The sequence below is a fragment of the Mucilaginibacter antarcticus genome, assembly GCF_042686155.1.
GTDB classification, from domain to species: domain Bacteria; phylum Bacteroidota; class Bacteroidia; order Sphingobacteriales; family Sphingobacteriaceae; genus Mucilaginibacter; species Mucilaginibacter antarcticus.
Genome location: NZ_JBHUON010000002.1, coordinates 83,140 through 95,120, shown reverse-complemented (window position 1 = coordinate 95,120; position 11,981 = coordinate 83,140). Strand labels below are relative to the sequence as shown.

Annotated in this window: 12 protein-coding genes; 5 read left to right on the top strand and 7 right to left on the bottom strand. The window is 40.6% G+C overall.

Going from position 1 to position 11,981, the window contains the following annotated elements; genetic code table 11:
• Positions 1–13: 13 nt before the first annotated feature.
• Positions 14–577, bottom strand: coding sequence for a hypothetical protein (locus ACFSYC_RS02310; protein WP_377123100.1), 564 nt, complete (start codon positions 575–577; stop codon positions 14–16).
• A gap of 36 nt (positions 578–613) precedes the next feature.
• Positions 614–1,261 carry a hypothetical protein gene (locus tag ACFSYC_RS02305; protein WP_377123098.1) on the bottom strand — a complete coding sequence of 216 codons (648 nt, stop codon included), beginning with the start codon at positions 1,259–1,261 and terminating at the stop codon, positions 614–616.
• Between the two features lie 66 nt (positions 1,262–1,327).
• Here ACFSYC_RS02305 and ACFSYC_RS02300 point away from each other — a divergent pair, with 66 nt between their 5' ends.
• Complete coding sequence (locus tag ACFSYC_RS02300) at positions 1,328–1,843, top strand: gamma carbonic anhydrase family protein (RefSeq protein ID WP_377123096.1); 516 nt, start codon at positions 1,328–1,330, stop codon at positions 1,841–1,843.
• Here the strand turns inward: ACFSYC_RS02300 and ACFSYC_RS02295 are convergent.
• From ACFSYC_RS02295 to ACFSYC_RS02280, 4 genes are all read right to left on the bottom strand, one after another.
• Positions 1,830–3,473, bottom strand: coding sequence for an Ig-like domain-containing protein (locus tag ACFSYC_RS02295; protein WP_377123094.1), 1,644 nt, complete (start codon positions 3,471–3,473; stop codon positions 1,830–1,832). The genes ACFSYC_RS02300 and ACFSYC_RS02295 overlap by 14 nt on opposite strands.
• 112 nt (positions 3,474–3,585) lie before the next feature.
• Positions 3,586–5,451 carry a tRNA uridine-5-carboxymethylaminomethyl(34) synthesis enzyme MnmG gene (gene mnmG, locus ACFSYC_RS02290; RefSeq protein ID WP_377123629.1) on the bottom strand — a complete coding sequence of 622 codons (1,866 nt, stop codon included), beginning with the start codon at positions 5,449–5,451 and terminating at the stop codon, positions 3,586–3,588.
• 121 nt (positions 5,452–5,572) lie between these two features.
• Entirely contained in the window at positions 5,573–7,453 is a 1,881-nt protein-coding gene (locus ACFSYC_RS02285; RefSeq protein WP_377123092.1) for an ABC-F family ATP-binding cassette domain-containing protein, read from the bottom strand.
• The gene (locus ACFSYC_RS02280) at positions 7,450–8,106 is read right to left on the bottom strand and encodes an NAD(P)H-binding protein (protein ID WP_377123090.1); all 657 of its coding nucleotides are present in this window, start codon (positions 8,104–8,106) and stop codon (positions 7,450–7,452) included. Before ACFSYC_RS02280 ends, ACFSYC_RS02285 begins: the two co-directional genes overlap by 4 nt.
• 84 nt (positions 8,107–8,190) lie before the next feature.
• Here ACFSYC_RS02280 and ACFSYC_RS02275 point away from each other — a divergent pair, with 84 nt between their 5' ends.
• From ACFSYC_RS02275 to ACFSYC_RS02260, 4 genes are all read left to right on the top strand, one after another.
• Entirely contained in the window at positions 8,191–8,904 is a 714-nt protein-coding gene (locus ACFSYC_RS02275) for a pirin family protein (protein ID WP_377123088.1), read from the top strand.
• Between the two features lie 84 nt (positions 8,905–8,988).
• Entirely contained in the window at positions 8,989–9,768 is a 780-nt protein-coding gene (locus ACFSYC_RS02270; protein WP_377123086.1) for an MlaE family ABC transporter permease, read from the top strand.
• Between the two features lie 4 nt (positions 9,769–9,772).
• On the top strand, positions 9,773–10,561 hold the full coding sequence (locus ACFSYC_RS02265) for an ABC transporter ATP-binding protein (protein ID WP_377123084.1): 789 nt from the start codon (positions 9,773–9,775) through the stop codon (positions 10,559–10,561).
• Entirely contained in the window at positions 10,558–11,340 is a 783-nt protein-coding gene (locus ACFSYC_RS02260) for an MlaD family protein (RefSeq protein WP_377123082.1), read from the top strand. The genes ACFSYC_RS02265 and ACFSYC_RS02260 overlap by 4 nt, the downstream gene beginning before the upstream one ends.
• A 104-nt stretch (positions 11,341–11,444) precedes the next feature.
• Here the strand turns inward: ACFSYC_RS02260 and ACFSYC_RS02255 are convergent, their stop codons facing one another.
• Entirely contained in the window at positions 11,445–11,960 is a 516-nt protein-coding gene (locus ACFSYC_RS02255) for a glutathione peroxidase (RefSeq protein WP_377123080.1), read from the bottom strand.
• Positions 11,961–11,981 lie beyond the last annotated feature (21 nt).

Sequence of the window (11,981 nt, the reverse complement as noted above, 5' to 3'; positions counted from 1 at the left end):
TATTTCGTTATGGTTATTTGGTATTTACCGTACCGTTGCCACGTATCCTTAAAGTATTCCGATCAGGTTTAACATTAACATAATCAGTAATTATACTTATGTATTTCATGCCGGTCCCTTTTTCTTTAGCAACCTTAACAGACTTAATGTTAGTAAGTGAGAAAAATGATCCAGGGGCGTTGGTCGTTAAATTACTATCTATATACAAGGGCAGGCTCCGGTTTTTATTTGAAACGTCATATCGATCTAGAAGCTCTCCAAGTGTTTGTATTGGCGCTTCTTTTTTTAAGGTGATAATGATTACTCCATTTTTTGCCTTGTTGCCATATAGTTCAATGGACTTTGCGTCTTTATAAATTTCCATAGCAGCTATATGCTGCGATCCAACAAACCGTAATACCGGAAGACTAGTAGGGGACGTTCTGCCGTCAGCCAATTTTACCACATACAACGGCGTTGTTTTCTCACCAATTGTATCTTTATTTAGCTTACCGGTTTGGCCTAAGGCATTTAAGCTCATAATAGTAGATAAGACGCTTAAGAGAAATATCGATGTTTTCATCTGTAGTATTTTCATGAGTTAATTATTACTGCCCTTCACAATGGCAACGTATTATTTTAAGCCGTTGCCCCATTCTTGATGTTCTTCTTTATCATTTCTTAAATAGATCCTAAGTTTTGGATATTGGTTACTTAGGATATTAATGTATTTTTTACCGGCGTTGTTTTTTTCCACGGTAACAGATTTTGTATCCCCTTCTGTAATCAGCATTCCAGCCATATTGCCTAACAGATTGAAATCCATATATATTGGGAGTCTTTGGTCTTGCTTACCGATGCTGAAGTGGGTTAGAAACTGAGGGATGGTGTACGTTTTCACTGTAGATACCAGTTCTAGTATAATTACCCCATATTTGGCCTTCACGCCATATAAAGAATCTGCAGGTTTATCCTTTAATATTTCCATGCTGGCAATGTCCTCCTGTTTAATAAAGCCTAAAGACGGAAATGACTTTACCAATTTGCCGGATGGTTTGAGTTTCAACATCATCAGTGGAGATTTAACGAATCCAGAAGTGTCGTTATTTAATTTATCTTTTGTAAATCTTGGTACCGGTGGCAGCTTGGTAGTAGTGTGATATACTCTGGGCGTATCAATCTTTTTCAAGTAATCCGGTACGTTATTATTTTGATTAAATTGCTGGCCGTAAACGGTTGTGGAAGTGGTGATAAAAACAAATAAGGCGATAAGGTTTTTCATACCAAGGGTTTTATCAAATATAGACAATAGCATAGCCAACAATCAAATACTTAAACGTCTGTTTTTATGGCTTTAATACTTCCGGTAAAAGGTAAAAACCCAAGTTGGGGCAACGATTGCTTTATCGCAGAGAACGCTACAATCGTTGGCGATGTAATCATGGGGGATAACTGTTCTGTATGGTTTAATGCGGTGATACGCGGCGATGTTAATTATATCAAAATAGGAAACAACTCTAACATTCAGGATGGCGCTGTAATTCATTGCACATATAACGGGGCAGCTACCGATATAGGTAATTATGTATCCGTAGGCCACAATGCATTGGTACACGGCTGTGCGCTTCATGATCATACTCTGGTGGGGATGGGCGCTATTGTGATGGATAATGTGGTGGTTGAAGAATATGTGATAATAGGCGCAGGATCGGTCGTGTTAGAGAAAACTATTTGCGAATCGGGCTATCTGTATGCCGGTACTCCTGCAAAAAAAATAAAGCCCCTTACTGATGAGCAAAGGGCTATGTTGGAGAAGCTTCCGGATAATTACGTAATGTATTCCGGCTGGTTTAAGGAACAATAACCTCGGGCGGTATCTCTATACTTTCTTCAGTTTCCCAATTTGGCCTTAAGGTAAATGTCTTTTCATAAACCCAAATATTTTCCGGCTGCGATTTTTTCGCAACGATACCAGAGTCCCATTTACCATTTTTGTTATTGTCGTACACTACCCGGACTGTAAATTTGCCAACATAATAATTTAGGTAGCTAAGCTTGGTCTTTTTGGTAATAACATCTCTGCGAATTGGCACCCTTTGCTCATTCAAAAGCTCCACTACGTAGCTTTTTGTGCTATCAGGCACATTCATGGTCAAGTTTAGGTTGCTGAAGCTTTCGGGGGTTGCAATATTGAAGGTTCGGCTTTGCTTTTTACTTTTATCGCCATAAATAGATGTAAATGCGCTTTCACCGATGGTAAGCACATATTTAGCTTTTTGTCTCCAGCGATGTTTGATGGTATACCTTTTTGTGGTGCCGGTATCTTTGGTTAATGTAAACGCGACGTTATTTGAGTCCTCTTTCAAAGTAATTAAACCTTGCTCAAAAGTTTCTATTGGTAAATTAGCGTATAGCTTTAAGTCGTTGCCTGGCTTAAGTTCAGACATTATACTTACGCCATACTTAAAACTCAGGTTCCGGGTAAATGTTTCTTTACGACCTTTCCTTAGTGATGTGGTATCTACCGGTTTGCCGTCCTCAAAAAATGCAACCTGTATAGAGTCAAAATCCATGTTTTTTGAGTATAAATTCACCGTATCACTGGTGGGCGCAAATTCCGTAATTTTTTGCGCGTCAAGGCCCGCGGGGTAAAGTATCTTGACTGTTGGCCTGATCAATGGGCGGTTTACACTAAAGAATAATGAGCCGTCCTGATTAAACTTCCGATCCACCAATCTTAGCTTCGTTGGCGATTGTTTAAACAGTTTTAAAGCGACATTAGATGTATCCTTCGTAAGATTTATCGCGTTACTCGTAAAAGCTATCAGGTCGTTATCGTTGTTATAAATCTTGTCCGGCGCGGTTTCTTTCAATGCATAAATACGATACATGCCCTCTCTCAAATTGCTCAGGGTAAAGTTACCTGCAGAGTCTGTGGTAGTAAATAGGCTAGGCTTCTTTTTGCCAAATAATAACGAGTCCTGCTTTAATGTAAACAGCATTACAGTAGCATCCTTCTCCTTTAACTGGGTGGTGTTATTTGTTACCGTACCCGAGATACTCAACGAATCAATATGGTCACCGGTAGCAAAAACATAGGTAAAGTTTTTTAACACATTACCTTCGTTTACGTCTACTAAGCCTTTACCAAAATTAATTACATAGGTGGTGTTTTTTTGCAGCGTGTCTTTCAGCTCTATGATGAGGCTTTTGCCACGGACCTTATAATCCGGGATTTTATCAGGGGAGGGGAAAACAACAAACTCCTGAAACTGGTTTGTTAATTTAAAATATTCATCAAAGTCCAGCTTGATCTCCTTTGAAGAAAATCGTTTAGTCATGTTAGCCGGCTCTGCCTTTAATAATTTGGGTGCCTGGGTGTCTCGAGGGCCTCCCTGGGGTTTTTGCTGTACCGCGCAACCAATAATCAGCAAAAGCAGTGATAGTGGCGCTAAAAATTTACTAAAAACCGAGCCTTTTCTATTTAACATCATTTTTAAACGAAATAAGCCGTTTTTTTATGTAGATGAAGATTATCATTCTGATAATAAAATTATGGCTTAAATTTAATATTTTATAACTATCTGATTTGCAAGATATTGTAAGCTATTTTGAAATATGAACCATTAAAACTGAGATATCCGACGGCGACACCCCGGAAATGCGGGATGCTTGCCCTAAAGTATGTGGTTTTATCTTCATTAATTTTTCGCGCGCTTCTTTTGATAATGATTGCATCTTGTTATAATCAAAATCCGGATTGATCTCTTTGTCTTCCATTTTTTTCATTCGGTCAACAATCTCCTTTTCCTTTTCAAAATAACTCTCGTATTTGATTTTTATTTCAGCCTGCTCAATAGTTTCTTTATCAAAGGTTGAAAGATAATTTTTCAGTTCGGTGCTTGCCCTTTTTAGATCCTCAAACGATACTTGCGGCCTGCCCATCAAATTAAACAATCGTGTACTTTGAGATACCGGCGATGTTCCGAGCTCTTCCAGTAAGGGATTGGCGTTTGTTTGATCGATAGAATGGTTTCGGGTATATTTTACAATATCATCAGAATTTTTTATTTTCTGATTTACCTTTTCCAGGCGCTCATCGCTGATTAATCCTAATTCATGGCCAATAGGGCTTAGGCGAATATCAGCATTGTCCTGGCGTAATAACAAGCGGTGCTCTGCTCGTGACGTAAACATACGGTAGGGCTCTTCCGTGCCTTTAGTCACTAAGTCATCTATTAATACGCCAATGTATGATTCTGATCTGCGCATGATCAGTTCATGCTTTTCTTTTAGTTTTTGATGCGCGTTAATGCCGGCAATGAAACCTTGTGATGCCGCCTCTTCGTAGCCTGTCGTGCCATTTATCTGGCCGGCGAAATACAGATTGCTAATTAATTTGGTTTCTAAGGTTAATCCTAATTGGGTAGGTGGGAAGTAGTCATACTCTATAGCATAGCCAGGGCGAAACATTTTAGCATTTTCGAAACCTTGTATCTGTGTTAATGCTTTGTATTGCACATCCTCTGGTAAGGAAGTAGAAAAGCCGTTTACATAAATCTCAACAGTATTAAGTCCCTCCGGTTCTACAAAAATTTGATGGCGATCGCGCTCAGCGAATCGGTTTATTTTATCCTCTATGGACGGGCAATACCGAGGACCTAAACCCTTAATCCGGCCGGTAAACATTGGCGACTTTTCAAAGCCTTCTTTTAACGTTTCGTGTACTTTGGTGTTTGTATAAGTAATCCAACAGCAACGTTGTTCTTTTATTTGCTCAACCTCTGTATAACTAAAACGGCCCCGGGCACCTTCATCACCCCATTGTTCCTCCATTAGGCTATAGTTTAAACTGCGCCCATCAATACGCGGGGGGGTGCCGGTTTTCATCCTTCCTGATTCGAAGCCCAGCGTTACTAATTGTTCGGTTATCCCCGTAGATGCTTTTTCTGCGGCACGGCCACCTCCAAATTTTTTCTCACCAATATGAATGATACCATTCATAAAGGTGCCGTTAGTTAGCACCACAGCATCGCTTTCTATCTCAACCCCCAAAGAGGTGCGTACTCCTTTAATGGTGTTATTTGTAACCAGTAAAGAACTTACGGTGTCTTGCCAAAAGTCTACATTCGCTGTTCTTTCCAGGGCCAGGCGCCATTCCTCGGCAAAGCGCATTCGATCGCTTTGAGCCCGTGGGCTCCACATTGCTGGCCCTTTAGAAAGGTTCAACATTCTGTATTGAATGGAGGTTTTATCAGTTATAATACCGGAGTATCCACCCATGGCATCTATCTCGCGGACTATCTGTCCCTTCGCCACCCCACCCATAGCGGGATTGCAGCTCATTTGGGCAATGGTGCCCATATTCATAGTTATAAGCAAAACAGACGAGCCCAGGTTGGCTGCTGCTGCTGCTGCTTCACATCCGGCATGGCCTGCGCCTACTACTATTATATCGTACTTTTTAAACATTTTACCTCCATGTTCCACGTGGAACATTTATTTCTATTGAAGTTCCACGTGGAACCTTATATACAAACGATATGCTTTTTCTTAGGCTCAAGCTAAGCCCTCAATGCTTTATCCTATTAGTTTACTGCTTGACGTCGGTATACGCTTCTTTACGTTCTGTTAATTCAATCCAACGCACGCTTTTGCTGTCAAGCTTGCTATTTAAATCTTCGATTTTTTTCGACATTTCTAATATAGCTTCGTTGCCAATGCCGCTATTTAATTCGTCAGTAAGCTTTTTAATCTCTACTTCTGTCTCTGCGATTTCCTTATCTAATTTATCCAACTCTTGTTGCTCTTTAAAACTCAATTTGCGTTTGGATGTTGATGATGAGGCAACCACGGGAGTCACTTTGTCATTGCGGTCTTGTTGCTTTTGTTCTTCAAGCTCTAAGCGGTACGATGAATAATTTCCGTTATAGATACGTACGCGCCCCCTGTCTTCAACTATAAACAGCTGCTCAGTTAACTTATCCAGTAAATATCTGTCATGCGACACAATCATTAGAACGCCACCGTAGTTAATTAAAAACTCTTCTAAAACATTTAAAGTATCAATATCCAAGTCATTGGTAGGCTCGTCCAGAATTAAAAAGTTAGGGTTTTTCATCAGGATGCTCATCAGGTGCAACCTTTTCTTTTCGCCACCACTTAACTTAGATATAAAGCCATATTGCTTTGCTGGGGGAAATAGGAACAACGTTAATAGGGCAGAGGCAGAAATCATCTTGCCGTCGGCCATCGTAATAAATTCAGCTACATCTTTTACTACATCTATAACGCGCTCGTCATCTCTAAAAGTAATTCCTTGCTGATTAAAATAACCTAAGACAGTTGTTTCGCCTTTTTCGATTTTTCCACTGTCTGGCTGTAGGCCGCCAGTTATCATATTTAGCAAGGTGGATTTACCCGAACCATTTTTGCCGGCTAAACCAATTCTGTCACCTTTTTTAAATACATAATTAAAATGGGCTGTATAAATATTGCCGTTAAAGCCCTTGGTAATATCATGCAATTCCATGATTTTATTACCCTGCCGTGCAGTTTTAACGCTTAGTTCAACCTGTTGGCGCGCCCCGCCGTTTTGAGTCTTGGCTTCCAAATCGTAAAAAGCGTCTATTCTTGATTTGGATTTGGTGCCGCGTGCCTTAGGCTGGCGGCGCATCCACTCAAGCTCTTTTCGAAGCAGATTAGAGTTTTTTTGAAAGGTCGCATCGTCTGAGGCATTTTGCTCCGCTTTGCGCTCAAGGTAGTAGGCATAGTTACCCACATATGGGATGATCTTACCCCGGTCGATCTCTAAGATCTCATTACAGACGTTATCCAGGAAATACCTGTCGTGCGTAACCATTAAGATAGTTTTTGAACCTTCTGTAAGAAGTTTTTCCAGCCACTCAATAGTATCAATGTCCAGGTGATTAGTTGGCTCATCCAATACATAAAACTCCGAATCATCTATTAAAAGCTTGGCCAAAGCCAAACGCTTTTTTTGACCGCCCGAAAGGGTGATTATGCTTTGGTTAAGATGATGTATATCTAAGCGTCCAAGAATAGTTTTAATCTTGTATTCATATTCCCAGGCATCAACCTCACTCAATTCTTCCATTACGGCATTAAGGGCGTCGGCGTTTTCAGGGTCATTTTCTAATAACTCTTCGTACTTGCGTATAGCTTGCTGCTGCACATTGTCAGCATGGAAGATATAGTCGCTTATGGTAACGGCGTCTTTAAAGTTGGGGTCTTGTTCCAGGTAACCCATGCGCAGTCCTTTACTCTGCACCACTTTACCTTCGCTTGGCAAAAATTGTCCGGATAATAACTTAAGCAAAGTAGATTTACCTGCCCCGTTAATACCCACAAGCGCAACACGGCGCCCGCGGTTAATCCCAAGTGTCAGGTTTTTAAATAACCAATTGTCATGAAACTGATGCCCAAGGCCCTCAGCAGAAATGTAAGTACTCACGCGCGTTTTTGTATTTGATCAGTGGTGTATATTTGTATGCCCACTTTGTTTTTTAATGATTGTTTAAACATAGCCTTAGCCACATTAATAGCCTTAATGGCCCTGTATTTTCTTAGTCCTCCAAGCAATAGCGGGTTGATGATCGTCATCAATATGCTTGCTATGCTTTCTATCATCCTTCTCTTTTTACGATTCCCTATCAATAATGAGGGCTCATAAATTTGCAAGCTTTTTAAACCCACTTGTTTGAGATCATCCTCCGCATCGCCTTTAATCTTTGTATAAAAGTTTGACGATCTCGAGTTGGCACCTATAGCAGATACATAGTGAAATTGACTAATACCATTCTCCAAGGCTATCTCTGCAAGCTTTACCGGATAATCGTGATCTATCTTTCTATAATCAGCTAAATCCGGTGTTGCCTTGCGTGTTGTACCCAAACAGCAAAATAAAACATTGCCGGTTATCTGATCTTTGAAATCGTCTAGCTTATCAAAATCTATAACCAACTGACTAAGCTTGATGTTTTTATTCTTGCTCTTTTTACGGGCAATAACTAATACCTCATCGTAATCTGTCTGGGTCAATAGTATATCGAGCAAATTACTGCCAATAAGTCCGCTTGCCCCTACAATTATTGCCTTCTTCGTCATTGTTAGCTAAAAAGTGCGTAAAAATACACAATATAAATTTGTGGAATAAAAATTGAATGTTGTAACATATAATTAAGGAACCTTATGAAAACTACATTTTATCCTGCCAGCGGGCGGGGCACGAGCGATCACGGATGGTTAAAAGCCAATTTCTCATTTAGTTTTGCCGGTTATTATGATCCTAACAAGGTCCACTTTGGGGCATTGCGCGTATTAAACGATGATATCATTGACGGTGGTACAGGCTTTGGCACCCATCCGCATGATAATATGGAAATTATTACTATTCCATTACAAGGGGCGTTGGAACACAAGGACAGCATGGGTAATATAGGTGTTATTCGCTCCGGCGAAGTGCAGGTAATGAGCGCAGGTACCGGTGTTGAACATTCTGAGTATAATCACTCACAAACCGAAGCCGCCAATACTTTACAAATCTGGCTGTTTCCTAAGATCAAAAATATCTCGCCTAGATATGACCAGCGCGATTTTAGAAACCAGTTTAAATTGAATGAGTTTACCACCCTTGTGTCTGGCGATAAAAGCGTTGACGCCTTATGGATAAACCAGGATGCGACATTTTCTATTGGCGAGTTCGAAGCAGATAAAAACATCGGTTATAATATTAAAAAAGCAGGCAATGGTATCTACGTATTTGTGTTGGCCGGATCTGTAAAAATTGATGATCAAAATTTAAATGAAAAAGATGCAATAGGAATTGTAGATGCTGATTCGATAGATATTGATACACAGACAAATACCCGTTTATTGATCTTAGAAGTGCCGATGTTACGATAATAAAAACAGCTGCCATAAAATCTGTTTTACCGAAATGAAAACATTTCGGTAAAAGATTGTTGTTAGAGCGATAATAGCATCACCATGGCAGAAGAAATTACGATACCCGGCTGGAAGAAATGGCTGGAAGACATTGGCGAGCAGGTAGCTTTCTTTTCAAGATTCATCAAGAGTATTTTTGCAGGTGGTTTTGAATGGTCAGAGTTTGTTCGCCAATGTTATGAAATAGGGTACCGCTCCATGATGCTGGTGGGTATCACCTCCTTTATTATGGGTATCGTCTTAATTTTACAATTAAGGCCCACCCTGGTAGAGTTTGGCGCGGCCAGTATGCTGCCCAAAACGCTTTCCGTATCATTTGTCAGGGAAATTGGCCCCGTTATCATTGCCATTATCTGCGCGGGCAAAATAGCGTCAAGTATTGGCGCAGAGTTGGGTAGTATGAAAGTAACCGAGCAGCTGGATGCCATGGACGTATCCGGCGCTAACCCGGTGCAATATCTAGTTGTGACGCGTATTTTGGCTACCACACTAATGGTGCCTATTCTATCGCTAATTGGCGATGTAATAGGCCTGTTTGGCGGCTATTTGGCCCTCAATCTTACAGACCATATGAGCCTCTCGCTCTACGCGACGAAAGTTATCGCCTCTTTAGATTATACCGATTTTATCCCCGCTTTTGTTAAGACCATATTTTTTGGCCTGGCCATAGGCTTCGTAGGCTGCTATAAGGGTTTTCATTCAAGCAAGGGAACAGAAAGTGTTGGGCTAGCGGCTAACTCTGCAGTAGTTACTGCATCCCTCTGGATCTTTGTTATTGATGCCATAGCCGTACAAATAACCAGTTTATTATTTTATCAATAGGATCATGGCAGAACAAGAACTTACATTAGAAAAGACAGAAAAAGCCAATGACCCGAATGAGGTCGTAATCGAGATAAAAAACCTCAAAAAATCATTCGGCAATAAGGATGTATTGAAGGACATAAACCTTGACGTACACCGTGGCGAAAACGTAGTGGTATTGGGCCGGTCCGGTCAGGGTAAATCTGTAACCATACAATGCATAGTAGGCATGCTGGTACCCGACGGTGGGACCCTAAGAGTTTTTGGCGATGATGTTGTAGATCTCGGCGAGAAAGAACTGAAGGAGCTCCGTATGAAAATCGGTTTCCTGTTTCAGAGTGGGGCACTGTATGATTCAATGACCGTACGCGAGAACCTGGAGTTTCCGTTAACCCGGGTATTAAAGGTAACAGACCAATCAGAACTTGATCAACGCGTTGAAGAGATATTAACCAGTGTTGGATTAGCCGACGCAGCTGACAAGATGCCTTCAGACCTATCAGGCGGCATGCGTAAACGCGCCGGGTTAGCACGCACGCTGATTATCAAACCGGAAATCATGTTGTACGACGAACCGACTACCGGGCTAGACCCTATCACTTCCCGCGAAATAAGCCAACTGATACTGGAAATGCAAAAGAAGTATAAGACAACGTCGGTAATCATTACACACGATATGGAATGTGCACGGATTACAGCCGACCGCGTAGTAATTATGAACGAAGGCGAATATATTGCCGAAGGAACATTTGAAGAGATGTTAAAATCAGATAACGAATTAGCAAAATCATTTTTTAAAGATATATCATGAAAATTACCTCGTCACAAAAAGTAAGAATAGGCCTGTTTACTTTTATTGGTTTACTGGTGCTTATAGCTGCCGTATTTTTTATCGGTAATCAAAAAAGTCTGTTTAGGGCTACATCCAAGCTAACGGGCACGTTTAATAACGTAAACGGCCTTCAGGTAGGCAATAACGTGCGTTTTGCGGGAATAAATGTCGGGGTGGTTGATGATATCAACATCGTTAACGATACTACAGTAAACGTCATTATATCGGTTAAAAACGATGTGATGCAGTTTATTAAAAAAGACGCACGAATGAATATAGGCAGCGACGGTTTAATGGGTGACAAACTGATAGTGTTGATGCCGGGCGGCCCAAATACTACGGCTACAGTTGCAGACGGCGATAAAATAGGATCAGTTAATCCGATAGATATGGATAAAATTATTGGCAAGTTTACCAAGATGGCTGATAATGCGGGCACTTTAATTGATAACCTGTCGCAAATTGTAGCCAAGGTTAACAGCGGAAAAGGCAGCATAGGCCGCTTGCTTAATAACGATAAAATGGCTCGCGAGATGGAGGGGACCATAGCCCAGGCAAAAACGACCATGAAAAATGTCCATAAAACTTCTACTACGCTTAATGCGGATTTGGAAGCTGCTCAGAACAACTTTTTGTTAAAGGGTTTCTTTAATAAAAAGAAAAAGGCTGCCCAAGCCAAGCAAGATTCAATAAAGAAAGTGCAGGAAAAGCTCCAAAAAGATCGCGAAAAAGCAGCGAAAAAGGCGGCAAATAATTAAAAAACTGAACTCAGGTCCACGCTTTATCAAAACAGTAGGGCAGACTATAGCAAACAAAAAAAGCTATCCTTTTGGGATAGCTTTTTTGTTATGTAATCAACCGTTTATAAAGCCGCTGTTATTTTTGAATCCATTGGAGTTACGGCCGAGCGGTAACGGTGAATCAGTTTTCCATTTTCGTCTAACAAAAACTTCTCAAAGTTCCATTTTACTTCACCTGTAAAGTCAGGGTTTTCAGTTTCAGTAAGATACTTAAACAGAGGGGAAATGTCGTCGCCCTTAACACTTACTTTGGTGCTCATCGGGAAAGAAACTTTAAACAAATCCGAGCAAAAAGTTTTGATCTCGGCATCGCTGCCAGGCTCTTGTTGTCCAAAGTTGTTTGCCGGAAAACCCACTACAACCAATTTGTCTTTATAGGTTTCAGATAACTTTTGCAAATCGGCATATTGCTTGGTAAAGCCACATTTTGAAGCGGTGTTTACTACCAATATTTTTTTGCCTTTATATTTTTTTAACGAAAAGTTACTTCCGTCAATGGTTTTCAGTTTAAAATCATAAACTGATGCCGGTGGTGCGCTCACAAAAAGCAGCGCGAATACTAATGCTAATATTTTCATTATTGTTGGTTGGGGGTGTTG

Coding starts and splice junctions, on each gene's coding strand:
- ACFSYC_RS02310 (WP_377123100.1), bottom strand. CDS start 577: ATGAAAATACTACAGATGAAAACATCGATATTTCTCTTAAGCGTCTTA.
- ACFSYC_RS02305 (WP_377123098.1), bottom strand. CDS start 1,261: ATGAAAAACCTTATCGCCTTATTTGTTTTTATCACCACTTCCACAACC.
- ACFSYC_RS02300 (WP_377123096.1), top strand. CDS start 1,328: ATGGCTTTAATACTTCCGGTAAAAGGTAAAAACCCAAGTTGGGGCAAC.
- ACFSYC_RS02295 (WP_377123094.1), bottom strand. CDS start 3,473: ATGATGTTAAATAGAAAAGGCTCGGTTTTTAGTAAATTTTTAGCGCCA.
- mnmG (WP_377123629.1), bottom strand. CDS start 5,451: ATGTTTAAAAAGTACGATATAATAGTAGTAGGCGCAGGCCATGCCGGA.
- ACFSYC_RS02280 (WP_377123090.1), bottom strand. CDS start 8,106: ATGACGAAGAAGGCAATAATTGTAGGGGCAAGCGGACTTATTGGCAGT.
- ACFSYC_RS02275 (WP_377123088.1), top strand. CDS start 8,191: ATGAAAACTACATTTTATCCTGCCAGCGGGCGGGGCACGAGCGATCAC.
- ACFSYC_RS02270 (WP_377123086.1), top strand. CDS start 8,989: ATGGCAGAAGAAATTACGATACCCGGCTGGAAGAAATGGCTGGAAGAC.
- ACFSYC_RS02265 (WP_377123084.1), top strand. CDS start 9,773: ATGGCAGAACAAGAACTTACATTAGAAAAGACAGAAAAAGCCAATGAC.
- ACFSYC_RS02260 (WP_377123082.1), top strand. CDS start 10,558: ATGAAAATTACCTCGTCACAAAAAGTAAGAATAGGCCTGTTTACTTTT.
- ACFSYC_RS02255 (WP_377123080.1), bottom strand. CDS start 11,960: ATGAAAATATTAGCATTAGTATTCGCGCTGCTTTTTGTGAGCGCACCA.